Source organism: Moraxella bovoculi 237, assembly GCF_000696305.2.
Classification (GTDB): domain Bacteria; phylum Pseudomonadota; class Gammaproteobacteria; order Pseudomonadales; family Moraxellaceae; genus Moraxella; species Moraxella bovoculi.
This window is the reverse complement of record NZ_AOMT01000005.1, coordinates 393,806-419,906: the sequence shown is the minus strand read 5'-3', so window position 1 is coordinate 419,906 and position 26,101 is coordinate 393,806. Positions and strand designations below refer to the sequence as shown.

Below are 26,101 nucleotides of genomic sequence, written 5' to 3'. Positions count from 1 at the left end.
GAGGATCTCATGAAAAAGCTGCCAATATTAACGTTGCTCTTTATGATGATGGCTGTGCCATTGTCATCGGTTGCGCAGGATGAGTTTTCTGGTTCTGCGCCTGTGCCATCTGAGCCTAATTCACAGGCTGATGAAGATCAGGGGGGTGATGTCTCTGAGATTGATTTGGGTGTGCTAGACAGTCAGCCAAATGTTCTGCATGGTATCGACGGGCTGCATCAGGGGCGTGTACCATTAAATGCCATCTCACCAAATACATTAAAGACTTTCGTGTCGGTGGTGGATTTAGTGCGCCGTGAATATCCTGACCAGAAGAATGATGATGAGCTTTTTTATCATGCCATCAACGGCATGCTGACCAAGGTGGATAGTCATGCTGAGTTTCTGGATGCTAAAGCGTTTAATAATCTTCAGTCATTCACCACGGGTAATGTTGGCGATGTTGGTATCACAGCGGTATGGCAGGAGGATGCAGGGCGCTGGGTGGTTACTAAGGTTGAGGCTGAATCTAGCGCGACCAAAGCAGGCATTGCTATTGGTGATTATCTGTATCAGATCGGTGATGTCCGTCTGACAGGCAGCCAAACCCAAAACGATGTTGCGCAGCTTTTAAGTGGCATTCTTAATACTAAAGTGGACGTCACATTCTCCAAAGCAGGTCGGTCAAAACTAACCAAAACCCTTGAGCGTACCCACAGCACGCAGTCAAACATTGAGATTCTGGTGCGTGACGGCATCGTGATCGTTAAGCTGCCTGTATTTCAAACCAACACACGCGAGCAGATCTTAAATGGTGTCTCATCAGCAGGGATACCCGTACAAGGGATGATCATCGATGTGCGTAATAATCCGGGCGGTGTGCTGGATTCGGCGGTAGATGTGGCTTCGCTTTTTATGCGTAATGAGATCGTCACTCAGGTCGAAGGGCGTCATGGCATTGAGCGTGTCATGCATACATCAGGTTCCCCGCTACTTGATGAGATTCCGCTACTCATCCTGCAAAATCGATATTCTGCCTCTGCCGCCGAAGTATTGGCTAGTGGATTACAGACTCAAGGTCGTGCACTGATATTGGGTGAAGCCAGTTATGGCAAAGGTTCGGTGCAGTCTATTATTCCAATTGGCGATAATCAGGCGGTAAAACTAACCACAGCACATTACATAACCGCCACGGGTGAGAAGATTGATAAAATCGGTGTTAAGCCCGATGTTACATTCCCTCAGGTCGATCATCAAGATGAGTTGATTGATGAGTGGCTGGAGCGCGCTTTGACCATCATGCAAGAGGGTAAGCTTACCACAGGGGTTGAGTTTGCGCCTGTTGGTGGATTTTAAGGGTTTAATAGAAAACGCGCCGATCATTGGCGCGTTTTTTTGGATTTAAATAAATCGAATAACTTCATCAAAATCAAGACGAGCCTTTGGCAGAGCCTTATTAAAATCATCATCACTGGCATAACCTAAGGTAACGACCACAGAAGCGTTTAGATTTTGGCTATTTAAATTCAAAGCATCATTTAAAAGGTTTTGATCAAATCCGCCAATCGGCGTCGCTTGAACGCCTGCCAATTCAGCAACGAGCAGCAGATGTCCAAGCGCGATGAAGATCTGCTGTTCAGCCCATTGTGATAGCTTGGCAGGTGTTTTGGCGTATTCGCTAAGGTAGTTCTGGCATAAGTTTTGGCGTGCGGTTTTGCTGTCTGGCGTTCTAAATCTGCCTGCACGTGATTCTGCATCTAACACCTTGTCTAGATGATCATCATTAAGCTGTGTGCGAGTACATAGGATGATGGTGTGCGAGGCGTTCAATACTTTTGGTGCATTATGTGCATCTGAGCCAGTCATGCTGCTTGCGGTGATGGCTTTGGTATCATCATTGGCGGCCACTAAGAATTGCCAAGGCTGAATATTGATGGAAGATGGCGCAAGGCGTAACGCTTGTAGGATGTGATCCAAAGTGGCATCGTCGATTTGCTTGGTCGGATCGTAAGCTTTACAAGTGTAGCGTGATTGTGTGATGGAGAGGTTGCTCATGAGTGTTGCCTTATTGTGTTATTTGAATGAATGCGGTGTGGCGGAAATCTTGCCATCATGAAATTCAACTTGCAGGTCTTGATTGGTGTCTATCTTGGTAGAAGATGACACAATGCGACCTTCTTGATGAATGAGTGCGTAGCCTTTATTTAGAGTTCTGGCGGGGTGCTGAATCATGATTAGGCTTTGTAGGTGGCGACAATGGTTTTTTAGGTGGTTTAGTTTATCCTCGATATTGCGATGGCTGTCAAGCAGGGCGCTGGTATGAGTCTTAGCGTGATTGATCTGCTTGGTAGCATTTACTTGTACGGCTTGATAAAGTGTATTGGTTTGGGTTTTTTGTTTGTCCAGGCGATGATTGGTGATGAGTTTGGTGCGATTCATCTCATGATGGCTGTCTTTTTTGGCAAGGAATACCAGCTTCGTGGCGGATGATTGGATGCTTTGCATTGAATTGGCGCTATTATTTTTGGCGTGCATGAGCTGTCTTTGGCTTAATGTTTGGATCTTCTGCATGGCGATTTTGGCATCTTGGGTGATGCTCATGAGCTGACGTTCAATCGCACCAATGACCTTGGATGGTGTGTCAAATCGCGTATGCGCCACTTCATCAGTAAGCACTTTATCACGCTCATGACCGATGCCCACCCAGACGGGTACAGGTTGTTCAGCGATGAGTGCTGCCAGCTCATAATCATTTAGATATGCCAAATCACCCACTGCGCCACCACCGCGGATGACCACAAGCAGGTCTGGCAGATGCTGATGAGTGTCGATAAACTGACGCATGCCGTGCGTGATGGCAATGCGAATCTCGTTGGGTGCACGATTGCCCTGAAAAGTCGCATGATGATAATGAAACTGACAAGCGCCCGCTGCCGCCAATCTATCCGCCTCTGCGCGAAAGTCCCCCAAGCCTGCGGCATTCTCTGGCGCGATAACGACCACATGGCGAATGTCGAAGGGGGCGGACAAGGCTTTGTTTAATTGGGTTAGACCTTCATCGTGTAGGCGTTTTAGCATGGCGTTATAAGCTGCTGCCAATTCGCCCAAGGTATAATTTGGATCAATGTCGCTGATGTTGATGCTAAAGCCGTACTGTGCATGGAAGCTGGCTGATGCCTTAATCAGGACGCTTGCGCCTGCTTCCAGAGCGTGCCCCGTGCTTTGGTGGAATTTGGACAGTACGCTTGATGCCCGATAACGCCACAGAGTCGCTCGACAGCTGGCGATGATTTGCCTATCGTCATTCTCTTCTGCCAATTCAAAATAATGATGCCCGCCTTTGGATGACATCGAGCGTATCTCGGCGCGAATCCATACCTCGTGATCAAAAGTATCACTGATCACCATCTTAACGGCTTCTAGATAATCACTCAGCGCCAGATGAACTCCTTGTAGCTGTGCTTGAGTGTCGTTTTGAGTCTGTAAATCGCTGAGCTCAGCAGCAATTTTGGCGTGTAATTTATCAACGTCTTGAGTGGGTTCGTATAGATTTTCCACCAAGTCTGCAATACGTTTGGCTTGTTGATTCATGATTATTAGAATAATTAAAATCATCACTATATCACAGTCTATCCACGAATAAAACTGACATCATGGGATTTTGGGTGCGATTATTTATTAGTACAAATGCATAAAAAAGCCATATTTATCATATTTATTAATATTAAAACAATAATTTCCCATTTGCTTTTCAATGGGCGTTAATGTAATTTATAAAGCGTACGACCGTACTTTTGTTGTGGTGTAGCGTTTTAGTTTTTAAAATTATCATTCAAACAATCATGGAAAATATATGAACAACCTAACGATTGACCAATCACGCATTGATGCCATTGCTCGAATAGCCACCGCTAAGAGTAGTGAGAGTGAGGCATTGCTGACGAAGTTTATCCACATTTATTATCAATATCTGCATCACGATGTCGCTAAGAGCATTAGCGATGCTGATCTTGCGGGCATGGCGTTGCATCATTTTAGCCTATTAAAAAATCATAACGGTCAAAGCCCAAGACTGGCAGTCATCAATCCTGTGAGTGATGAGCATTATTTTTCAAATAAAAAAAGCGTGATTCAGATGGCGGCGTTTGACCGTCCATTCTTGACTGATACCATGCTCATGAGCCTTGAGAAAAAAGGCGTGGCGGTGCATCGTATTTATACCAATATCGTCAAAGTGGTTCGCGATACTTCAGGCGATATCGTCGATGTGATCGGTGCTGATGAGAGTGATGCCAATATTTCACAGCAATATTCGTTATTCCACTGCCAAATCGCTCGTCAAGATGTGGCAAAGCTTGCTGAGATTCATGATGCGCTGCTTGCTAAGATCAATACATTGGATGTCATCGTCACTGACTGGTCGCAGATGCGCGATAAACTAAACAGCATCCGCCAAGAGATGGCGGGCGTACCTGTACCTACCGAATACAATTCAAAAGAAGAGGTACTAGACTTCTTGGAGTGGGTAGGTGATGAGAACTTTATCTTTATGGGTTTTCGCGAATACCGCTTCGATGGACTTGGCGAGGATGCTGAGTTGTACTCAGTCGGCGGCAGTGGATTGGGCGTGCTAAGAGGCTTATCAGAAGATTCGCTGTCTAAGAGCTTTCATCGCTTGCCACGCGAATTAAAGGGAATGCTAAGTCTGCCACGTGCGATTTTATTATCAAAATCACGCCATGAATCACCTGTACATCGTCCTGTGTATATGGATTTTTTGGGTATTCATAAATACGATGAGCAGGGTAAGCTGGTCGGTGAATATCGATTTGTTGGTCTTTTGACATCGCGCGCGTATCAGATGCGAGTGAGTAATATTCCACTACTTCGTGAGAAAGCCAATCAAATCCTTGAGCTGTCAGGCTTTGCTAAGAACAGCCATAACTACCTTAAGCTGGCTCATATCATCAATACACTACCGCGCGATGATTTATTCCAAGCGGGTATCGATGAGCTGTACCCGATGGTAAGTGCGATCAGTCAGCTTCAGGATAAGAATCGCCTACGCCTGTTCACGCGAATTGACCATTATCAACGCTTCGTGTCGTGCTTGGTATATATCCCGCGTCATAAGTTCGACACCGAGCTTCGTATTAAGATTCAAAACTTACTAACCCAAGCCTTTGGCGGTGAATCATCCAACTTCACAACAGAATTTAACGAGCTACATCACGCGCGCGTACACATTCATGTGCGTACCATTCCTGGTAAGGTAAAGCCTGTCGATACCGCGCTGCTAGAAGACAAGCTTGGTGCACTCATGCAAGACTGGTCTGACGAGTATGCGCGCGCATTAAGTGAGGAGCTGGGCGAGAGTGAGGCGAATCGCATCATCAGTAATTATGGCGACTCTGTGCCTGCTGCCTATAAGGAGCGCTATGATGCCAATACGGCTGTGGCAGACACCAAACGCCTGCTGGCCATCAATAGCCAAGAACCGATGGCTTGGCGACTGTATCAGCCCGTTGGCGAAAGTGCGGACAAGCTAACTTTGAAACTTTATGGTCAAGGCGAACCGTCTATCCTGTCGCATGTTTTGCCTATCTTGGAGAATTTTGGCGTGCTGGTCTTGAACGCAGATTCGTTCAAATTTGATAACACGCATGGCGCTTGGATTCAAGAATATCAGCTAAAACTGCGCGATGGCATTACTGTGGATCTAAATGCGGTGCGCACCCAGTTTGAGGATAGTTTGCGCGAGATTTGGCAGGGTAAGATTGAATCAGATAAGCTGAACGAGTTAGTCCTAACCACCAACCTAGATGCCTATGACGTGGTGCTGTTACGCGCATTATCGCGCTACATCGTGCAGGCACGAGCTCCGTTTTCTAATGAATATATCCATGCTACCTTGGTGAATAACCCACAACTTGCAAGCCTAATTGTGACGCTGTTCCACGCCAAGATGTCACCCGATGTGGATAATCGTGACAGCGCAGTTCAAAGCGCCAAAGATGCCATCGATGCTCAGCTGGCCAATGTAAGCAGTCTTGATGAGGATCGCATCATTCGCTGGTTCTTAGATTTGATTCAGGCGTTGCTACGCACCAGTCATTATCAAGTAGATGAAGGGGGTAATCGCAAAGACCGAGTTTCCTTTAAATTTGCCGCAAGTCAAATTCCACACCTACCTAAGCCCAAGCCGATGTTTGAGATTTATGTATATTCTCCGCGCATCGAGGGCGTACATCTGCGCGGCGGTAAAGTGGCGCGTGGTGGTCTAAGATGGTCTGATCGTATGGAAGACTATCGTACCGAAGTGTTAGGATTGGTAAAAGCGCAAATGGTCAAAAATGCCGTCATCGTACCTGTCGGGTCAAAAGGCGGCTTTGTGTGTAAAGATCGCAGCAAGGCGGCCAATCGCGAGACGTGGCAAGCTGAAGGTGTGGCGTGCTATAAGACGTTCATCCGCGGACTGCTCGACCTGACAGATAATTTGGTCGATGGTAAAGTCTTACCGCCAAGCAATACCGTGCGCCATGACGAGGATGACCCTTATCTGGTGGTCGCAGCTGATAAAGGCACGGCGACGTTTTCTGACATCGCCAACGGGCTGTCGGCCGAATATGGCTTTTGGCTACAAGATGCCTTCGCTTCTGGTGGTTCGGCAGGTTATGACCATAAAGGCATGGGCATCACTGCTCGTGGCGCATGGGAGAGCGTAAAGCGTCATTTCCGCCTGATGGGTAAAGACATTCAGACTCACGATGAGTTCACCGCGGTGGGTATTGGTGATATGTCAGGCGACGTATTTGGCAATGGAATGCTGCTGTCGAAAAACACGCGCCTACTGGCCGCCTTTAACCATCTGCACATCTTTATCGATCCTAATCCAGACGCCAAGGTTTCATTTACCGAGCGGGAGCGCCTATTCAACATGCCGCGCTCTATGTGGACAGATTATGATACTAAGCTCATCAGTGAAGGTGGTGGCGTGTTTAACCGCACAGATAAATCCATCAGCATCACGCCACAGATGAAGGCTGCTTTTGATATCGCAGAAGATAGCCTAACCCCAAATGAGCTACTTAATAAGCTATTAAAGGCGCCTTTAGATCTGATTTGGAACGGTGGTATTGGCACCTACATTAAGTCATCTGACGAAGAGCACAGCGATGTGGGTGATCGTGCCAATGACGCGATTCGTGTCAATGGTAATGAGGTGCGCGCCAAGGTTGTCGGCGAAGGCGGTAACTTAGGCTGCACCCAAAAGGGTCGCATCGAATACGCTCAAAACGGTGGTCGCATCTATACCGATGCCATCGATAACTCAGCGGGTGTGAACTGCTCTGACCATGAAGTGAATATCAAGATTCTGCTGGGCGCGGTCGTTGAACAAGATGAGATGACCATCAAACAGCGTAATACTCTGCTTGAGAGCATGACCGATGAAGTGGCTCAATTGGTGCTTCGCCAGAACTACCTACAGCCACAAGCGATCGAGTTATCCGCTCGTGAAGCCACGACCCGACTGCCAGAACACCATCAATTCATGCAGTTCCTTGAGAATGCAGGTCGACTAGATCGCGCCATCGAATACCTGCCAAGTGATGAAGTTATCAAAGAGCGCCAAGCTTTAACTCAAGGGCTGACCAATCCAGAGTTTGCCATTCTGTTGGCCTATGGCAAGATGTGGGTATATGATGAGATGCTTGATAGCGACTTAGCGAATGATGCTTATTTCTTAAATGAACTCAAAAAATACTTCCCAGATGCACTGGATGGGCCGTATTTTGATGAGATGGTAAAACATCGCCTGCATCGAGAAATCATCAGCACCTACCTAACCAACGGCTTGGTAAATAGACTTGGCATTGAGACGGTGTTCGATATTTATCGTAAGACTGATCGTTGTATCGCAGATATTACACGCGCTTATGCGGTGGTTCGCGATGTCTTTGGGGTGCAGATGCTTTGGAATGAGATCGAAGCTCTGGATAATCGAATCTCAGCCGAGCTACAGCTTGATATCGAGATTCAGATTCGTCGCAGCCTTCAATTTGCCATTATCTCACTACTTAATGCTAATGACGACCTTGATGTGGCGACATTAGTGGGTCAGCATCTAGATGTGGCTGATGGCGTGGATGAATCTTATCAATCTAAGCTTGAAGGTCAAGGTGTGCCGGCGGCGTCTGCTGCACTATTTGCCAGACTACCTGCGCAGATAGCAGCCATTAAGTAGGCAGCCTAACTCTGTAATAAGTAAAAATCAGGATGTGCAGACATCCTGATTTCTTAATTAATACAATTTAAATTGTTTATGGTTTGGACGCTTCCAATCCTGCTATGATTTGGGATTTATACTCATTCAATAATGGCAAAAGTACATCCACCACCCAAGCTCGGCGATAACCTTTTAAGCCATCAGGTAGCTGATCAATGGAGTGATCATAAGCGGTCATTAACAGCAGTTCATGAATCCAACGACCGCGAAGCAGTAGGTTTTCAGGCACATTGATGGCATGACTGTGATCATGGGCTGCTTTATCTAGGGCTTTTTTGAAAGTTTTTTCTTTGCTCTTATAAACAGGTGGTGGCAATGGTGGTAAGCTGTCAACTGATTGTGCTTTTACCATGCGTATGATGCGTATGATTTCATCGCCGTATTTGCGTAGTGAGCCACGATTGATGGTGGTTCTGGCTAATAATTTGATGCTATCAGGCAGCGTCTCTATGATCTCACGCATGGCCTGCTTATTAATGATAAAAGTGCGCGGCTCATTTGTGGCTCGTGCTAGGGCTTCTCGCCACATCACGAGTTGTTTTAGCGCGCCGATCTGTAGGCGATTGTATTCGGGTGCAGTAAAATCAAGGTATAGCACCTCATCGCTGATATTGGTGGTATGATGCAGCTCTTTGGCGTATAGATTGCTGTCTTCTATGACATAGTCGAGCACTTGATTTTGTGCTAATTTATTTTGCACCGCTTGATAAAGTGCCAACAAATAACGCACGTCATTCGCCGCATACATCTCTTGGGTGGGGCTTAATGGGCGTACCAGCCAATCCGATTGGCTTTCGCCTTTATCCAATTCAATGCCTAGGATCTCAGAAACTGCCTGGCTGTAGCCTGCTTGAAGCTTGCCTGTCAGGTACGCCACGCCGATTTGTACATCAAAAATATTCGTCAAAGGGGCATTCTTGGCAAGTAAATAAAAAATCCCCAAGTCCTCACCACAGGCATACCACACCATCGTCGGCACTTCGATCAGAGCCTGCCAAAATTCTGTTAAATCTAGGCGCGGCGCATCCACTAAGTAAATGGCTCGTCCAGTATTGACCTGAGCGAGGGCTAAGATTGGATAGTAGGTGGTGCGCTTGATGAATTCGGTATCAAGTGCGACGACATCAACAGAATCAATCTCATCGATAAGCTCATACAGCTCATCTTCGGTGCGCACCCACACGGTAGGCAGGTCATCTAAGGCATCAAAATCAACGTCATTGGCGCGAAAGAAGCCAAAACGTTCATCATCAGTAAGGGTGGTTGTCATAAGTGTATCAAATAAAAGCGCGATTTTGGAGGGCTTGGTGGAGAGTTAGGCTATCGACATATTCCAATTCGCCGCCCATAGGAATGCCTTGGGCAAGACGGGTGATTTTTTTGACATGAGGGCGCGCTGCATCTGTAATAAAAAATGCTGTGGTCTGACCTTCAACGGTCGCGCCTGTAGCCAGTATCAGCTCTTCGATGGTTTCGTTCTTGAGGCGAAAAATCAGTTCGTCAATGTGCAGATCATCCGCGCCGATGCCATCAATGGGTGATAAATGCCCACCTAGCACAAAATACTTACCGCGATAGGCACCGCTTTGTTCAATCGCCATCACGTCTGAAGCGCTCTCAACCACGCATAGAAGGGTGTCATCCCGACGTGGATCGGCACAGATGGGGCAAATTTCATCATCGCTAAAAGAATGGCAGTGTCGGCATTCTATGATGTCACGCATGGCAATATCAAGCGCTGCAGCGAGATTGATGCCTTGTAGACGTTTTTTGGAAAGTAGCTGCAAAGCCATGCGCTGTGCTGATTTTTGACCGACGCCAGGTAGTACTTGCAGCTCTTTTACCAATTGATCAAACTTTGGGGTGAGCATATTAGCCGAACAGACCTTGCATGCCTTTTGGTAGACCCATACCCGTGGTCGCGCCCGCCATGACTTCCTCAGACAGCTCATCAGCTTGGCGAACGGCATCATTGATTGCCGCTGCAACCAAATCTTCAATCATGTCAGGCTCATCATCCATTAGGCTAGGGTCGATGCTGATGCGTTTTACCACATGGCGACCTGTCATGGTGACTTTAACCAGACCATTGCCTGACTCACTATGCACTTCTTTGGTGGCAAGGCTTGCTTTGGCAGCTTCGACATTTTTTTCAACTTGCTTTTGCATGGCTTGAGCTTGTTGCATTAGGGCTTGAATGTTCATGATTATTCCTAATTTTTAATGATTAAAAGGACAAAAATTTGACTAATTATAGCATATTTTGACAAAAAAAATCCAAGCAGAACCATGGTCTTACTTGGATTTTAATGATAAATACAGTGAAATTACAATTTACATGCACCGCCTGCACAGCCATCATCGATGTCGCTTTGGCTGTCATCTGCGCCGTCACGCGTGTTGTGATAGTATAGGGTTTTTACACCAAATTTATAAGCGGTCAGTAGGTCTTGGATCAGCACTTTCATCGGCACTTTATTGCCTTCAAACTTAGAAGGATCATAGTTGGTGTTGGCAGAGATACTTTGGTCGATGAATTTTTGCATGATGCCGACAAGGCGTAGATAGCCGTTGTTGTCAGGCATTTGCCATAGCAATTCATACTGGTCAGCCAGTGATTCGATGTCAGGCACAACTTGCTTTAAGATGCCATCTTTTGATTGCTTGATAGAAACAAGACCTCGAGGCGGCTCGATGCCGTTGGTTGCGTTGGCAATCTGAGAGCTGGTCTCAGATGGCATAAGCGCAGACAGTGTGGAGTTGCGCAGTCCATGTGCCTTGATGTCAGCGCGAAGACCTTCCCAATCAAGGTGTAGTGGCTCGTTGCAGATGCCATCTAGGTCTGACTTATAGGTGTCGATTGGTAGAATGCCTTGACTGTAAGTCGTCTGATCAAACCATGGGCAAGCACCTTGCTCTTGTGCAAGCTTGTTAGAGGCTTTTAATAGATAATATTGCAACGCCTCAAAGGTGCGATGAGTCAAGCCAAGCGCTGCGTTGTCTGAGTAGCGCGTACCATTCTTGGCAAGATAATAAGCGTAGTTGATCACACCAACGCCAAGCGTACGGCGATTCATGCTGCCTTTTTTGGCGGCGATGACAGGGTAGTCTTGGTAGTCTAACAAGGCATCAAGCGCACGCACGATAAGTTCGGCGGGTTCTTCGATCTCAGACAGGTCGTTGATTTTGCCTAAGTTAATCGCAGATAATGTGCACAGAGCAATCTCGCCATTCTCATCGTTGATGTTATCTAGAGGCTTGGTCGGTAGGGCGATTTCCATACATAAGTTTGACTGGCGTATCGGTGCGACTGCAGGGTTGAATGGGCTGTGTGTATTGCAGTGATCGACGTTCTGTACATAGATACGACCTGTGCTCGCACGCTCTTGAAGCATGAGACTAAATAGCTCTCTGGCAGGAATCTTGCGTTTGCGGATGCTTTCATCGTTCTCGTACTGCGTGTATAGGCGCTCAAATTCTGCTTGGTCAGCGAAGAATGCCTCATACAGTCCTGGTACATCTGATGGACTGAACAGAGTGATTTCTTTGTTTTGGATCAGGCGTGCATATAGGGTTTTGTTGATTTGAACGCCGTAATCCATGTGGCGCACGCGGTTGTCTTCAACGCCACGGTTGTTTTTTAGGACGAGTAGGCTTTCAACTTCTAGATGCCACATTGGATAAAATAGAGTCGCTGCACCACCACGAACACCACCTTGTGAGCAGGATTTAACCGCAGCCTGGAACATTTTGAAGAATGGAATACAGCCTGTGTGCTGCGCTTCACCGCCACGAATTGGCGAACCTAGGGCGCGTATTGCGCCTGCGTTAATGCCAATGCCTGCACGCTGTGAGACATAGCGCACGATGGCAGAAGTGGTGGCGTTGATGCTGTCTAGGTTGTCACCGCACTCAATCAGTACGCACGAGCTGAACTGACGTGTTGGTGTGCGCACGCCCGACATGATGGGCGTTGGCAAAGAGATATAAAAGTTAGACGTCGCATCATAAAAACGCTTCACATAATCCAAACGCTCCGCCTTGTCATAAGCAGCAAACAAACACATACCAACCAGTACATATAGGAACTGCGGGCTTTCATAGACTTGCTTGGTGACGCGGTCTTGAACCAGGTATTTGCCCATCATCTGCTCAACAGCAGCATAAGCAAGATTCATGTCGCGTTCGTGATCGATGTAGTTATTTAGCTCATCGAATTCTTCATAAGTGTAGTCAGCCAAGATGTGCTTGTCATACTTGCCTGCTTCGGTCAATTTAGAGACGTGGTCGTATAGGTGTGGTGGCTCGTAATCGCCATAAGCGATTTTACGCAGATGGAAGATGGCAAGGCGCGCTGCTAAATATTGATAATCTGGTGTCGATGCAGAGATTAAGTCGGCGGCAGCTTTAATAATGGTCTCATGAATGTCCTTGGTGCGAATGCCATCATAAAACTGGATGTGTGACTTTAATTCCACTTGGGATACGGATACATCTTTTAGGTCTTTAGCCGCCCAAGTGATGACTTTATGGATTTTTTCTAGGTCAATTGGTTCTGATCTGCCATCGCGTTTGGTGACTTGGATTTTGTCAATATGTACCATGATGTATCCTGCGTATTTCGTCAAAAAATCGTTAAAAATCTTCAGATATGGTGTTCTTCAATGGCTTGATGATATGATTTTTATCAACTTAATCAACCCATCGCATAAAATTTAATCACTATATCTAGGTGTATTCTATTTGATGTAGCACAATATAGCCTAAAAATTTTTAAAATGCTAGCTTGTTTTTTTTGTGATTTTATGAATCTATTTTGGAAAATTTGCGAAAGCTAAATCTGGCAAGGGGTGCAGGTTTGTCAAGCGGTTTTTAAAATTTTTTGTGATAAATTTTGTCAAATTTAATGGTTTATCTTTTGATTGCTGGGTAATTTATAAAAAAATACGCACCCAAAAGGATGCGTATTTTATGGTCTATATTAACAATCAGATTACGCGCTTGCCATCAGACTTGCGTTACCACCAGCAGCCGTGGTGTTGTAGCTTTGACTGATTTCATGATATAGACGAGTAACGTCTAAGCCGTGAGTGGCATCGATAATGCGGCGAATCGAACCATCTAGGGCGGCTAAGCGTACTTGTTCATCACTTGGCATCGATTCTAAGGCGATGATGATGTTATGCGCATCTAAGCCAGCCTGCTCACTCACCACCAGGCTATCCCCGAAAAGATCAACGCTGGCGGCTAAGATATGATTTGGCAAGATGTGTGCTGTGATGCCGTTAGCTGCTAATACCGCCAATGCTTTTACGGATGCAGCTACTGTACCGCCATATAGTGCCACAGAATGCGGTGCACGCCATGATAAGGTATTGCGTTCGCCTGTTGGTCCTGGAAGCACGGTATATGCCTCGTTAAGCGAATTTTTTCGTGCTTGATCAGCGATGGCTTCCAATGAGTGAAGTTCGGCTACTGATAGGCTTAGGGCTTTTGCAGTGCTAAGCACTTGATTAAGTGCCATCTCATCCACGCGCGCAGGGAAATCAACCTCTGGCGCGTGCCAAGTGTCAAGCTTGCTTAGGCGCTGTAAGTAGAATGGACCGCCAGCTTTAGGGCCTGTGCCACTCATGCCATGACCGCCAAATGGCTGCACACCAACCACCGCGCCAACGATGTTGCGGTTGATGTATACGTTACCTGCCTCGATACGGCTGGTGATATTATCAATCGTGCCATCGATGCGGCTGTGGATGCCGTGCGTCAGCGCAAAGCCTTTTTTGTTGATGTTATCGATCAAGTCATTAAGCTCATGCGCATGGAATCGAACAATGTGCAGCACAGGGCCGAATACTTCTTTTTTGAGCTGCGCTAGGTTCTTAAGTTCGAACATTACTGGCGCGACGAAGGTGCCTTGGGCGTGTGAGCGTACTTTCACCTCATGATAAGGTGCCGTTTGCTTAAGAGTATTGATGTGGTTAAGCAGGTTCTCTTGGGCTTCTGCATCAATCACAGGACCGACATCCGTTGCTAGATAAGCTGGATTATTCACCACAAGCTCATCCATAGCGCCTTTGATCATCTCGATCATGTGATCAGCGATGTCTTCTTGGATGCATAGAATACGCAGGGCAGAGCAGCGCTGACCAGCTGAGTCAAAGGCAGAGGCCAGTACGTCAGTACATACCTGCTCAGGCAGTGCGGTAGAGTCCACAATCATCGCGTTCATACCACCTGTCTCAGCGATCAATACAGGATTGTCAGTACGTGCAGCTAGGATGGTGTTGATGCGTTTGGCGACATCGGTCGAACCTGTAAAGATCACACCATCAATGCGTGGGTCATTTGTCAATGCCGCGCCCACGTCACCTGCGCCCAGAACAAGTTGAAGCGCGTCCTTTGGTACGCCAGCTTCATGTAGCCACGTCACTGCCAGATGGGCGATGATGCTTGTTTGTTCGGCGGGCTTGGCAACGACGGTGTTACCCGCGGCCAGTGCTGAAACCACTTCACCCACAAAGATGGCAAGCGGGAAGTTCCATGGGCTGATCGCAACAACAGTACCAACTGGACTGTTTAGGTTTAGACGATCGGTCTCATCGGCATAATAACGACAAAAATCAACCGCTTCACGAACTTCTGCGATGGCGTTCGATAAGGTTTTACCAGCCTCGCGTACAGCGATCATCATCAGCAGTGCCATGTGCTTGGGTGATTCTAGCGTATCGGCAAAGCGTCGCAAGATATCAGCGCGCGCTTTTGGTGAAGTGCTTTGCCATGAGCTTTGGGCGCTGATGGCGGCACCAATCACATCAGAGATCGCATCAACCTTAATGAATGATACATGACCGACAATATCGCTGTGATCAGCCGGGTTTAGAACGGCGTGCGTTGGGTTGTGTAGCACAGGAATGCTGGTTAGAGACTTAACACTGCCAAAGTCAATGTTAAGCGCAGCATTCATGTCAGCTTGAAGTGCGGATAATACATGCTCATTAGACAAATCAATGCCATAAGAATTAAGTCGCTCGCCGTAGATGTGGCGTGGCTTAGGCGTCAGTGGGTTGGTAGTAATGTTATTAACATCGATCTCATCTAGTGGCGACACAGTCAGCTCATCGATACTTACTTTCTCATCAACGATACGGTTAACGAATGATGAGTTGGCACCATTTTCTAGTAGGCGACGCACTAGGTAGGCAAGCAAAGTCTTATGTGTACCAACTGGTGCATAAATGCGCACGCGACGACCTAGGTTCTTTTCGCCGACAACTTGGTCGTATAGGGTCTCACCCATGCCGTGCAAGCATTGAAATTCAAAGTCTTTACCTTCGCCCATCTTGTAAATGGTGGCAAGGCTTTGGGCGTTGTGTGTGGCGAATTGTGGGAAAATGGCGTCTTGAGCGGCAAGTAGCTTCTGTGCACATGCAAGATAAGACACGTCGGTGTGAACCTTACGCGTATAGACAGGATAGCCATCCATGCCATCGACTTGTGCCCATTTGATTTCGCTGTCCCAGTATGCGCCTTTAACCAGACGAATCATTAGTTTTTGGTTGTTACGACGCGCCAGATCAATCAGGTAATCAATCACATAAGGGCAGCGTTTTTGATATGCTTGTACGACAAAGCCGATGCCATTAAAGCCTGCCAGATCTGGGTCTGACACCAGTTTTTCCATCAGATCAAGCGACAGTTCTAAGCGGTTGGCTTCTTCAGCATCAATGTTTAGACCGATGTTATATTCTTTGGCCAGAACGAATAGGGCTTTTAGGCGTGGCAGCAGCTCGTTCATCACGCGGTCGTGTTGAGCGCGGAAGTAGCGTGGATGAATGGCAGATAGCTTAACCGAGATGCCATTGCCATTATACACGCCGCGACCTTGGGCATCTTTGCCAATGGCGTGGATGGCGGTCACATAGTCATTATAGTAACGGTCAGCATCTGCCTCGGTCATGGCTGCTTCGCCTAGCATGTCAAAGCTGAAACGATAGCCTAATTTCTCGCGCTCTTTGCCATTATCTAGAGCTTCTTGGATGGTTTGACCTGTGACGAATTGTTTGCCCAGCATCTTCATGGCGTAATTAACACTACCACGGATGAATGGTTCGCCGCCTTTTTGGATTACGCGGGTCAGTGCCGAACCTAGGGATTTTTCGCTGACATCTGAGGTTAGTTTGCCGGTCAGAACAAGACCCCAAGCCGCAGCATTTACGAACATCGATGGACTGTTGCCGACGTGACTTTTCCAGTCACCATCAGATAATTTATCACGGATAAGTTTGTCGCGCGTGGCGTTATCAGGAATGCGAAGCAGGGCTTCGGCCAGACACATGAGCGCAATGCCTTCCTCGCTAGATAAAGAAAACTCGTGCATCAACGCATCAACGCCTGATGACTTACTGCGGTCAGCTCTTACCTGCGTGATTAGGCGACGCGCCAGATCGGTGATTTCATTTTTTTGTTCTTGGGTAAAATTAAGCGTGTTCGCCAAGTTTTGAACCGCAGTGGGTTCATCTAGACGATAGGCAGACGTGATCGCATCACGCAACGGAGTTTGAACATGCGCAAAGTTAAACATGGGTTTTCCTTCATAAAGTGGTAAAAATAAGCGCTTTATTAGGATATTTTAAAATAATTATTGGTCTGAATAATTATTATGTAAAGGCAGCTTATGACTGATTATTATACCATTATATTGATAAAAATTATCAATATAAAATTTTGACAAATGCAAAAAAGCCAAAAGTACATGCTTTTGGCTTTTTGGATGGAGGGCGTAATTAGCGGATTTCGACGCTTGCGCCATTTTGGATGTTGGCGTGTAATTCTAGCACATCCCAGTTGGTCAGGCGAATGCAGCCAAGTGACGATTGACGGCTGATGCCTTCTGGTTTTGGTGAACCGTGGATGCCGTAGCTTGGTTTGTTTAAACCCATCCATACGACACCAACAGGGCTATTAGGACCTGGTGGTAGGATGAAGGTTTTTTTGTTGGTTTCGCTCTCGCGGTTTACTGTTGCCTTGTAGTGCGGCATCTTAACCTTGTTAATGACTTTAAATTTACCACTTGGGGTGGCGGTTGCAGCGCTGCCGATGGTGGTCGGATAGGTGGCGACTAGGGTATCGCCATCATAGGCGTATAGGATTTTATCATTACGATCAGCGACCACGCGGGTGACGCGACCTTCAAAAGGTTTGCCTGGATTGATGACGGTAATGGTCTCGCCTGCAACGAATTTTTTATTTGGATTAAGTTTCTTTAGGTAAGCAACGTCCATATGAAAACGCTCGCCGAGCATCTCTTGGATGCTCTCATAACCAAGAGCTTTAAGCTTAGAGCGTGATTCGGCATCACTTGGTAGTGCCTTATATAGACCTTTGGTGTCTTCTTTGGTGATGGTGTATGACACCAATACAGGCTGATTTGGATCGATTTTCTTGGTCATCTCTACCCAAGTCGCTTCATCCATCCTGCCGGTAGGCTCTAGATTGCGCATTTTTTGGAAGTTAACCAGTGCTTTTTTACTGTTCATGCCCCAGCCACCATCGACTGGGCCAGGAGATGCGTGGTTCCAATCAAGCAATACCTGCATCTTAACAGTCATTGCAGTATTCACCTTCATGTTCGGCGACCACGTTGATTCGTTAACTTGCTTGGCATAGTCTGATAGGTTGACGGTGGTGTAACGTTTGCCGTCTTGCTCGATGCTTTGGATGGCTGAATTATCTACAGTAGCTGACTGTACCACCTCACCATCAACGATGTCGCCATCGGTAAGATCTTGGGCGTGCGCCCCCAAACTTAGGGTCAGTAGGGTGGCTGCTAGAAATGTTTTTTTAAGTAGCATAATAATCTTCCAATACGATTAAACCTGCCTATCATAGCACAGTTTTGGTTGGCTTAAAAGTTTTGCTAAATATGTGCGTTTAACGAATCAGCTCGATTGTGCCACTGGCATTGTAGCTAAGTGTTGCTTTTCCGCTTTCTAGGTTTAAGTTCTCGATGTCTGTGCTTTCATTTCGAGCCATCGACATGGCAGTTGGTATTGCATGAGAATAGTAGTTATCGTTATCGCCCAGCTGTACATTCACGATTTTGTAGTCTTTGGCGCCAAAGACCTGGGCGATGGTTGCTGCTTCTTGTTGAAATTGCTTGGCGGCATCCAAGGTCAGCTGTTTTTTTAGGTTGTCTTGGCTCTTGTCAGACACATTAAAAGACAAATGATCTAGCGCCATCATGGTCTGTAGATCGGCGATGAGCTGACTTGATTGCTCGAAGTTCTGGCTTTTAATTTGGATGGATGCATTGCCTGTAAAGCCGCTAATATTGTCATTCGAGCCATAGCGCGGATAGGTGCTGTGGCGGCCTGTCGTGGCGATGACATCGGGGTATTTTTTGGCGATGGCAAGGGCATTATTGATGGTATCGTTTAAAGTCTTGGCGATTTCTTTGGCGGTCTTTGCTTCGGTGGTTTTGGTTAAAGTAGCACGCATCTCGTCATTGTCAACTTGTGTCTTCGCTTCAACACTAAAACTGATGCGATTATAATTGTCGCCACTCTGGGCGTGGGCAACACCTAAGGCACTCATTGCAAGTGCGCTGATGCCAAGTAAGTTGATGATTTTTGACGGTTTGATCATAATAATCCCCATTGCTAAAAATGATTTATTATAAGAGTTAGCGTTCGGATATTTGGTAATTTTGGGTAAAAATAAAGCAGATTTGTGAGTACTGTTTGTGGCTTATTTTATAAAATTGTAATAAAAAAACGCACCAAGGCGGTGCGTCTTCATGAATGGATTAAAGCTTGATTTTGTCTTTTAGTAAGAATTCCATCAGTGCCTTTTGGGCGTGCAGACGGTTCTCCGCCTCATCCCACACCACAGCACGAGGATCATCAAGCAAATCTTCGCTGATCTCTTCACCGCGGTGCGCAGGCAGGCAGTGCATGAACAGCATATCTGCATCAGCAGCGTCTAGGATGGCTTTGTTGACTTGATAATCAGCAAAGTCTTTTTCGCGTTGTTTTTGTTCTTCTTCTTGACCCATGCTCGCCCACGCATCGGTAACGATAAGGTGAGCGCCTTTGGCGGCTTCAAGAGGGTCATCGACCAAAGTCACGCAATGTGCGTATTTATCAAGAAGCTCTTGTTTTGGCTTATAACCGTCCGGTGCGCTAACACGAAGCTTAAAGCCGAACTGATGCGCAGCGATCATATAAGAGGCGCACATGTTGTTACCATCGCCAACCCACACGACAGTTTTGTCCTTGATGTCGCCTCGATGCTCAAAGAATGTCTGCATGTCTGCCAATAACTGACAAGGATGATAATCGTCGGTCAGAGCGTTAATCACGGGCACGCTAGAGTAGTCGGCAAAAGTCTGCACGCGCTCATGTGCAAAGGTGCGAATCATGACGATGTCCACCATACTGCTGATGACGCGCGCCGAGTCCTCGATCGGTTCACCGCGTCCCAACTGAGTGTCATTCAAAGATAAGAACAGTGCCTGACCACCAAATTGACCCATGCCTGTCTCAAAAGACACGCGCGTTCTGGTGCTTGATTTCTCAAAAATCATCGCAAGCGTGCGACCAACAAAAGGACGATAAATCTCGCCATTATGCTGCATTTTTTTGAGTTCAGAGGCGCGATGGATGACCATGCGTAACTCTTCAGGGCTTAGATCCATTAAGGTAAGAAAGTGGCGAGGGCTGCTCATATCAACTCCTTGTGGGGTGTTTGGCGCATTGGCAAAAATAGTAAAAAAGCAAGTATAACAAAGCTATATTAAAATAACTAGCCTTATCAACAAAAAACCTTATTCTGATAAAGGATTATCCACCAAGGACTCGGTAAGCACTTGACGAATCGGGCGGGCGGTGGTGCGGCACATGAGCTCATAACCAATCGTCCCTGCGCAGGTGGCAATCTCATCAATAGACGGTGCGCCATCTTGACCCCATAGGATGATTTTTGCCCCGACGTCGGCATTCGTGTCGGTCAGATCTACCATCATGATGTCCATGGCGACTCGCCCAACGATGGGTGCATGGATGATGATGTCATTAACCATGACGCCAACGAATGCCTGCTGAACCACGCGCGGATAGCCGTCGCCATAGCCGCAGCTTACGATGCCGATCCGGCTGGGCTTCGGCGCACGCCATAGAGCGCCGTAGCTGACCGATTCGTCTGTCTCGACGTACTGAACTGCCATAATGTGCGTGCTAAATATCATTGCAGGCTTAAGATTAAGCGTGCGTGCATCGATATGAGAAAATGGGCTTGAGCCATATAAGGCAATACCTGCACGCACCCAATCATGATGCTGATCTGCATGCTTAAATATACCTGCTGAATTACATAATGACCCTAGAATGTCAGGGCTTACCGTATCACGCAGTTCATCCAATAGATCATTAAAACGACTGATCTGCCGCGCTGTGATGGGGCTATCATCTTCGTCTGCGCAGGCAAAATGACTGGTTAGAATAAGCTTATAACCTTTGTCGTGTAGTAGCTTGGCGGCAGCGATGGTGTCCTGTCTATTAAAGCCAAGGCGGTTCATGCCGGTGTTGTATTTTAGCCAGATGGTGTTGGTGAAGCTGTCAGGATCAGGGGTGTGTTCTAAGGCATCATCGAGCTGATATTTGTTATGAAGCACCGCGCCAAACCCTTGATTGATGGCAGTCAGCCATTCGTCGGTGCCAAACGCCCCTTCGATGAGTACGATGGGTTTATTGATGCCGATGGTCTGGCAGGTTTTTTTGACTTCTAATGCCTCACTCATGCATGCCACGCCAAACGCGTCGGCCTGTTTTAGGCCTGCCAGTGCATATGACACGCCATGTCCATACGCATTCGCCTTGACCATCGCCATGACTTTGGCGGGTGCTTTGGGATTTAGTGTGTCTTTGATGGTGGATAAGTTATGAGCCAGCGCGCTTTGATCGATGGTCAGTGCGGTGTTTCGCATGAAGGAGTATCCGTATTAATGGTTTATTATTCATCGCCTTCGTAATCTTCAGGCATGTAACCGCCTGCGATGAAATTGGTAAATCGAGTGAACTGACCTTCAAATCGTAAGGGAACAGTGCCAATCGGTCCGTTACGCTGTTTACCGATGATGATCTCAGCAAATCCTTTATTATCCGCCTTGTCTTTGTTATAGACTTCATCGCGATAGATGAACATGATGAGGTCGGCATCCTGTTCGATCGCACCTGATTCACGCAGATCTGACATGACAGGACGTTTATTCGGTCGATTCTCTAGGCTTCGGTTAAGCTGAGATAGGGCGACGACAGGGCAGTTCATCTCGCGAGCCAGGGCTTTTAGGCTTCGGCTGATTTCACCGATCTCACCCACGCGGTTGTTCTCCATGCCGGGGACTTTCATGAGCTGCAGGTAGTCGATAATGACCATGCCAAGCCCGCCTTCATGGTTCTTGGCGATGCGTCGACAAGTAGAGCGCACCTCGGTGGGGGGTAGGTTGTTACGGGCATCGACGTATAGATGCTTGTCTTGAAGCATGGTGACGGCGGTTGAGAACTGAGCCCACTCTTGCTCGCTCATGTTGCCTGAGCGCAGATTGGTCTGATTGATCTGCCCAAGCGACGAAAGCATACGCGTGACAATAGATTCAGCAGGCATCTCCATAGAAAATACCACCACAGGCAAGCCTTGCATGAGTACCGATTCTGCCAAATTCATCGCAAAAGTTGTCTTACCCATCGATGGACGAGCCGCCACGACGACCATATCGCCTTTTTGTAGACCTTGAGTTTTGTTGTTAAGTTCTTCAAATGGCGTGGCAAGACCGATCATCGAGCCATCACGTTTTTTGAGTTCATCGAGTTGTACGACGACGTTTTGTAGAATGTCAACGATGTTCTGCGCGCCTTGTTTGCCCACGCCGCTTGTGTAATTCTCATTAATGCGAAAAATATCCGCCTCAACCGTGTCTAGAATCTCGCTGACGGTTTGTTTTTTGGGATGGTAGGCGAGATTTAGCATGTTATTTGCCGCCTTGATCAGCTGGCGGTACACCGAAAACTCACGCACGCGCTCAGCATAAGGCACAAGGTTGAACAGCGTCGCAGGACTTTGGTTAATCTGCATCAGGTACTCTTCACCGCCAGCAGCGTTCAGCAGGTTCTGTGCGTTTAGATAGTCATGCACCATCAGACTGTCATAAGGCTGATTCACTCTAGATAAGTGTGTGATGGCGCGAAAAATGTGCTTATGACGCTCCCCATAAAAATCCTCATCTCTGATGATGCTGTCCACTTTCTCAAAAGACTCATCAATGCTCATCAATGACGCAAGCAAAGCTCGCTCAATCTCAATGTTGTGCGGTGGCTGTAGGCTCAACAGATCATCGCCAGCGCTTGATGTGGCAGGCGCTAATTTATCTTTGTTATTCTTGAAGGCGCTGATCGCATTCTCAAAGGCGGAATTCACGGCTTTGGCGGTGTCTTGTAAATCGGTCATGATGAATCGAGATGGTGACAATGATGGGTGCAAATTTTAGCATAAAAGCAAAATAAAAGCGGTATAATAACGGTAAAATTTAATGATTAAAAGCGAATATTTAATAAGGAAAAGTTATCCATGAATGTCCAAACCTCCCACATAAAGCCGCTACTTATCACCACTGGCGAGCCAGCCGGCATTGGCATGGATATCGTGATCGACGTGCTTTGTCATCATGGTGATGTGCTACCAAAGCCGATTTTTATCACGGCTGACATACACGCATGGCAAGAGCGTATCACAATGCTCCAAGAAGTGGGTAAAATTAGCCATGCGCCAAGCTTTGGGGTGATTGAGCTTGATGACATTATACATGGTGGCGATTTGCTGGATTTGGCTCAGGCGTCATCAACAAAGCAAGATGTATCTATTATTAATGTATCATGCAAATACAAAGTAAATGCGGGCGAATTATGCACTCATAACGCCCCAATGGTGGAGAAGCAGTTGAGGATTGCTCATCTTTTGGCAAATGATGGCATCATCGGGGCGATCGTTACCGCCCCGATCCAAAAATCAGTCCTCATCGATGCCGATGTACGCCTAGATAGCGGCGAGATGTTCAGCGGTCATACCGAGTACTTTATGCATAAGGCAGGGTGTGATAAGGTAGTGATGATGCTTGCCAATGCCAAAATGCGTGTGGCGCTTGTTACCACACATATTCCCCTGAGGGACGTGGCGAATGCAGTTACACGCGATGAAGTTCGTCAGACCGTCGTGATTACAGAGCAAGCCATGCGCACGCAGTTTGGCATTAAGCACCCTAAGATCTTAGTGTGCGGACTCAATCCACACGCGGGGGAGAGCGGCCATCTGGGCAATGAAGAGATGATGACCATCAACCCTGTACTACAAGAATTCATTGATGATGGGGTGGACATTAGTCTTGCCATGCCTGCTGATACATTATTTACTGATAAATATCTGCAATCAGCCGATGCCATCATCGCCATGTATCACGACCAAGGACTTGCTCCCTTAAAGTCGCACGGTTTTGGCGACACGGTTAATATTACGCTGGGCTTGCCTTATGTGCGTACGTCCGTTGACCACGGCACGGCGCTGGATCTAGCTGGCACAGGCAAGGCGAGCGCAAGCAGTCTCATTCAGGCCATTCTCATTGCGCGTCAAATGTGCAGCTAAATCATCAAAATCGCAGGACACCTTTATCGGTTATCACCATATCTACGCCCTTATCCCACTCGTTAACCATTAAATTTTCAACAACTTGAAAATGATAGCACCAACCCACTTTTAAGCCATGAAAGCGGGCAAAGGTGCGGTCATAAAATCCACCTCCCATGCCAAGTCGATTGCCACACTTATCTACAGCCACAAGCGGGCAAATAATCATGTCCATGTTATCTGCACTTATGCCATATCTGGCAAAGGGTTCTTTCATGCCAAGTTTGTGGCGTTTTAGGGGTGTTTTGGCTAATGGCAAAAACACAGGGGCAAAGCGTAAAGGCTTATTCTTAATGGTAATCGGTAAAAACGGCGTAAAACCATGATTTTGGCAAAATGCCAAAATCGGTGCGGTGGGCAATTCGCCAAAATCGTCCAAATACAGCCCAATCTTGGCATTTTTGGGCAAATAAGGTAATAGTTTGGACAAATATAAACTTGCTGATAGGGCGGCAAACTGGCGTTGCTTGGTGGTAAGATCTCTTCTTTGTCGGCGAATTTTTTTTCTTAATAAGGCGTTATCCATGAGTTTTTCCAATTGATATTATAAATTTTATCATTTAATAATGAGAATGATTTATGATTGAAAATTGTTTTTGATGGTGTTATAGTAACATCAACATTTTAGCAGTTTTTATCCACCAAACAAGGAAAATTTATGACCGAATTTCGCATTGAAAAAGACACCATGGGCGAAGTGCAAGTCCCTGCCAATGCCTATTTTGGAGCTCAAACTCAGCGTAGCCGTGATAATTTTAAAATCGGGGGCGAGACCCTGCCACGCCCACTCATTGTCGCTATGGCAACCGTCAAAAAAGCTGCTGCTTTGACCAATGCCGAGCTTGGACGTATTGAAAATAGCCAAAAAGACTTAATTGTACAAGCCACCGATGAAGTGATTGCAGGCGGGCTTGCTGACCAGTTTCCGCTCGTGGTATGGCAAACAGGCTCTGGCACGCAGTCTAATATGAACATGAATGAAGTCATCGCCAACCGAGCCAACGAGATTGCAGGCAATCCAAAAGGCACTTATAAGTCCGTCCACCCCAACGACCATGTAAACCACGCCCAATCCACCAACGACAGCTTCCCCACCGCCATTCGTGTGGCGGCAGCGGTGGAGATTAACCGCTCACTTATCCCTGTCGTCAAGGCGTTGCGTGATACGCTTACCAAAAAGTCTGCCGACTTTGCAGGCATCGTCAAAATCGGACGCACCCATTTGCAAGATGCCACACCGCTCACCTTGGGGCAAGAATTTAGCGGTTATGTGGCGCAGCTTGATTTGGCACTCGTGAGAATTGACAACGCTTTGCAAGGCTTGTATCAGTTGCCACTTGGCGGAACAGCCGTGGGTACAGGGCTAAATAGCCACCCTGACTATGCCGTCAAATCTGCCGAAAAAATCGCTGAGCTGACAGGTTTGCCCTTTGTCACTGCTCCTAATAAATTTGAAGCTCTAGCAAGCCGTGATGCCGAAGTGTTTGCCTCCGGGGCATTAAAGACTTTGGCAGGTAGCCTAAACAAAATCGCCAATGACGTCCGCTGGCTATCTAGCGGCCCTCGTTGTGGTCTGGGCGAGATTACCATTCCTGAGAATGAGCCAGGATCATCTATCATGCCAGGCAAAGTAAACCCCACGCAGTCAGAAGCCATGACCATGGTGGTCGCTCAGGTCATAGGCAACGATGTAACGATAAACATGGCAGGGGCGAGCGGTAATTTTGAATTGAACGTCTTTATGCCTGTCATCGGCTTTAATCTCTTGCAATCCATTCGCTTGCTTGCGGACGCTTGCAACAGCTTTAACGATAACTGTGCGGTAGGCATTGAACCAAATCGTGAAAAGATTGACTACTTTTTGCACAATTCGCTCATGCTGGTAACTGCCTTAAATCGCAAAATCGGCTATGAAAATTCGGCAAAAGTTGCCAAAACCGCTTATAAAGAAAATAAAACTTTGAAACAAGTGGCGGTGGAGCTTGAGCTATTGACCGAGCAAGAATTTGATGAATGGGTACGACCAGAAGACATGGTTGCACCGAAGTAATCAAAAATCAAGGGTATGTAAATAAGGGCGAGTGATGAACCGACCCCCAAATCTTA

The 26,101-nt window shown here is 47.0% G+C and carries 17 protein-coding genes; 4 read left to right on the top strand and 13 right to left on the bottom strand.

Annotation, left to right across the window (positions count from 1 at the left end; all coding sequences use genetic code 11):
• The first annotated feature begins 9 nt into the window (after positions 1 to 9).
• Positions 10 to 1,335, top strand: coding sequence for a S41 family peptidase (locus MBO_RS02290; protein WP_052585243.1), 1,326 nt, complete (start codon positions 10 to 12; stop codon positions 1,333 to 1,335).
• 45 nt (positions 1,336 to 1,380) lie between these two features.
• Here MBO_RS02290 and nfsB read toward each other — a convergent pair whose 3' ends face one another.
• Entirely contained in the window at positions 1,381 to 2,034 is a 654-nt protein-coding gene (gene nfsB, locus MBO_RS02285) for an oxygen-insensitive NAD(P)H nitroreductase (protein ID WP_036362835.1), read from the bottom strand.
• Positions 2,035 to 2,052: 18 nt separating this feature from the next.
• The gene (gene xseA / locus MBO_RS02280; RefSeq protein ID WP_052585242.1) at positions 2,053 to 3,570 is read right to left on the bottom strand and encodes an exodeoxyribonuclease VII large subunit; all 1,518 of its coding nucleotides are present in this window, start codon (positions 3,568 to 3,570) and stop codon (positions 2,053 to 2,055) included.
• Positions 3,571 to 3,832: 262 nt separating this feature from the next.
• On the opposite strand from xseA, the gene MBO_RS02275 reads away from it, so the two are divergent.
• Positions 3,833 to 8,224 (top strand): NAD-glutamate dehydrogenase, encoded by a 4,392-nt coding sequence (locus MBO_RS02275; RefSeq protein WP_052585241.1) that lies wholly within the window; start codon positions 3,833 to 3,835, stop codon positions 8,222 to 8,224.
• A gap of 76 nt (positions 8,225 to 8,300) precedes the next feature.
• On the opposite strand, the gene MBO_RS02270 is transcribed toward MBO_RS02275, so the two are convergent.
• The 10 genes from MBO_RS02270 to dnaB all read right to left on the bottom strand — a co-directional run bounded on the left by MBO_RS02270 (position 8,301) and on the right by dnaB (position 22,765).
• Positions 8,301 to 9,536 (bottom strand): ribonuclease D, encoded by a 1,236-nt coding sequence (locus tag MBO_RS02270; protein WP_080702149.1) that lies wholly within the window; start codon positions 9,534 to 9,536, stop codon positions 8,301 to 8,303.
• A 7-nt stretch (positions 9,537 to 9,543) separates the two neighbouring features.
• Positions 9,544 to 10,137 (bottom strand): recombination mediator RecR, encoded by a 594-nt coding sequence (recR, locus tag MBO_RS02265; protein WP_036362831.1) that lies wholly within the window; start codon positions 10,135 to 10,137, stop codon positions 9,544 to 9,546.
• Between the two features lies 1 nt (position 10,138).
• Positions 10,139 to 10,471: a YbaB/EbfC family nucleoid-associated protein gene (locus MBO_RS02260; protein ID WP_036362828.1), complete on the bottom strand. Its 333-nt coding sequence runs from the start codon at positions 10,469 to 10,471 to the stop codon at positions 10,139 to 10,141.
• 122 nt (positions 10,472 to 10,593) lie between these two features.
• The gene (nrdA, locus tag MBO_RS02255; protein ID WP_036362823.1) at positions 10,594 to 12,870 is read right to left on the bottom strand and encodes a class 1a ribonucleoside-diphosphate reductase subunit alpha; all 2,277 of its coding nucleotides are present in this window, start codon (positions 12,868 to 12,870) and stop codon (positions 10,594 to 10,596) included.
• A gap of 389 nt (positions 12,871 to 13,259) precedes the next feature.
• Positions 13,260 to 16,847 carry a bifunctional proline dehydrogenase/L-glutamate gamma-semialdehyde dehydrogenase PutA gene (gene putA / locus MBO_RS02250; RefSeq protein WP_036362821.1) on the bottom strand — a complete coding sequence of 1,196 codons (3,588 nt, stop codon included), beginning with the start codon at positions 16,845 to 16,847 and terminating at the stop codon, positions 13,260 to 13,262.
• Between the two features lie 202 nt (positions 16,848 to 17,049).
• Positions 17,050 to 18,117, bottom strand: a complete 1,068-nt coding sequence (locus tag MBO_RS02245) for a L,D-transpeptidase family protein (protein WP_036362819.1) — start codon at positions 18,115 to 18,117, stop codon at positions 17,050 to 17,052.
• A 79-nt stretch (positions 18,118 to 18,196) separates the two neighbouring features.
• Positions 18,197 to 18,910 carry an SIMPL domain-containing protein gene (locus tag MBO_RS02240; RefSeq protein WP_036362816.1) on the bottom strand — a complete coding sequence of 238 codons (714 nt, stop codon included), beginning with the start codon at positions 18,908 to 18,910 and terminating at the stop codon, positions 18,197 to 18,199.
• 160 nt (positions 18,911 to 19,070) lie between these two features.
• Positions 19,071 to 19,991: an ornithine carbamoyltransferase gene (gene argF, locus MBO_RS02235; RefSeq protein WP_036362813.1), complete on the bottom strand. Its 921-nt coding sequence runs from the start codon at positions 19,989 to 19,991 to the stop codon at positions 19,071 to 19,073.
• Between the two features lie 99 nt (positions 19,992 to 20,090).
• Entirely contained in the window at positions 20,091 to 21,248 is a 1,158-nt protein-coding gene (gene alr / locus MBO_RS02230; RefSeq protein ID WP_036362810.1) for an alanine racemase, read from the bottom strand.
• 26 nt (positions 21,249 to 21,274) lie between these two features.
• Complete coding sequence (gene dnaB / locus MBO_RS02225) at positions 21,275 to 22,765, bottom strand: replicative DNA helicase (RefSeq protein WP_080702147.1); 1,491 nt, start codon at positions 22,763 to 22,765, stop codon at positions 21,275 to 21,277.
• A 120-nt stretch (positions 22,766 to 22,885) separates the two neighbouring features.
• Here dnaB and pdxA point away from each other — a divergent pair, with 120 nt between their 5' ends.
• Positions 22,886 to 23,953 carry a 4-hydroxythreonine-4-phosphate dehydrogenase PdxA gene (gene pdxA / locus MBO_RS02220; protein ID WP_036362807.1) on the top strand — a complete coding sequence of 356 codons (1,068 nt, stop codon included), beginning with the start codon at positions 22,886 to 22,888 and terminating at the stop codon, positions 23,951 to 23,953.
• A gap of 4 nt (positions 23,954 to 23,957) precedes the next feature.
• Here pdxA and MBO_RS02215 read toward each other — a convergent pair whose 3' ends face one another.
• Positions 23,958 to 24,521, bottom strand: coding sequence for a 5-formyltetrahydrofolate cyclo-ligase (locus MBO_RS02215; RefSeq protein ID WP_036362804.1), 564 nt, complete (start codon positions 24,519 to 24,521; stop codon positions 23,958 to 23,960).
• A 132-nt stretch (positions 24,522 to 24,653) separates the two neighbouring features.
• On the opposite strand from MBO_RS02215, the gene fumC reads away from it, so the two are divergent.
• Positions 24,654 to 26,045 carry a class II fumarate hydratase gene (gene fumC / locus MBO_RS02210; protein ID WP_036362800.1) on the top strand — a complete coding sequence of 464 codons (1,392 nt, stop codon included), beginning with the start codon at positions 24,654 to 24,656 and terminating at the stop codon, positions 26,043 to 26,045.
• Positions 26,046 to 26,101: the final 56 nt, after the last annotated feature.

What these genes read in the sequence shown, in the direction of transcription:
- MBO_RS02290 (WP_052585243.1), top strand. Translation starts at nt 10, where the DNA reads ATGAAAAAGCTGCCAATATTAACGTTGCTCTTTATGATGATGGCTGTG.
- nfsB (WP_036362835.1), bottom strand. Translation starts at nt 2,034, where the DNA reads ATGAGCAACCTCTCCATCACACAATCACGCTACACTTGTAAAGCTTAC.
- xseA (WP_052585242.1), bottom strand. Translation starts at nt 3,570, where the DNA reads ATGAATCAACAAGCCAAACGTATTGCAGACTTGGTGGAAAATCTATAC.
- MBO_RS02275 (WP_052585241.1), top strand. Translation starts at nt 3,833, where the DNA reads ATGAACAACCTAACGATTGACCAATCACGCATTGATGCCATTGCTCGA.
- MBO_RS02270 (WP_080702149.1), bottom strand. Translation starts at nt 9,536, where the DNA reads ATGACAACCACCCTTACTGATGATGAACGTTTTGGCTTCTTTCGCGCC.
- recR (WP_036362831.1), bottom strand. Translation starts at nt 10,137, where the DNA reads ATGCTCACCCCAAAGTTTGATCAATTGGTAAAAGAGCTGCAAGTACTA.
- MBO_RS02260 (WP_036362828.1), bottom strand. Translation starts at nt 10,471, where the DNA reads ATGAACATTCAAGCCCTAATGCAACAAGCTCAAGCCATGCAAAAGCAA.
- nrdA (WP_036362823.1), bottom strand. Translation starts at nt 12,870, where the DNA reads ATGGTACATATTGACAAAATCCAAGTCACCAAACGCGATGGCAGATCA.
- putA (WP_036362821.1), bottom strand. Translation starts at nt 16,847, where the DNA reads ATGTTTAACTTTGCGCATGTTCAAACTCCGTTGCGTGATGCGATCACG.
- MBO_RS02245 (WP_036362819.1), bottom strand. Translation starts at nt 18,117, where the DNA reads ATGCTACTTAAAAAAACATTTCTAGCAGCCACCCTACTGACCCTAAGT.
- MBO_RS02240 (WP_036362816.1), bottom strand. Translation starts at nt 18,910, where the DNA reads ATGATCAAACCGTCAAAAATCATCAACTTACTTGGCATCAGCGCACTT.
- argF (WP_036362813.1), bottom strand. Translation starts at nt 19,991, where the DNA reads ATGAGCAGCCCTCGCCACTTTCTTACCTTAATGGATCTAAGCCCTGAA.
- alr (WP_036362810.1), bottom strand. Translation starts at nt 21,248, where the DNA reads ATGCGAAACACCGCACTGACCATCGATCAAAGCGCGCTGGCTCATAAC.
- dnaB (WP_080702147.1), bottom strand. Translation starts at nt 22,765, where the DNA reads ATGACCGATTTACAAGACACCGCCAAAGCCGTGAATTCCGCCTTTGAG.
- pdxA (WP_036362807.1), top strand. Translation starts at nt 22,886, where the DNA reads ATGAATGTCCAAACCTCCCACATAAAGCCGCTACTTATCACCACTGGC.
- MBO_RS02215 (WP_036362804.1), bottom strand. Translation starts at nt 24,521, where the DNA reads ATGGATAACGCCTTATTAAGAAAAAAAATTCGCCGACAAAGAAGAGAT.
- fumC (WP_036362800.1), top strand. Translation starts at nt 24,654, where the DNA reads ATGACCGAATTTCGCATTGAAAAAGACACCATGGGCGAAGTGCAAGTC.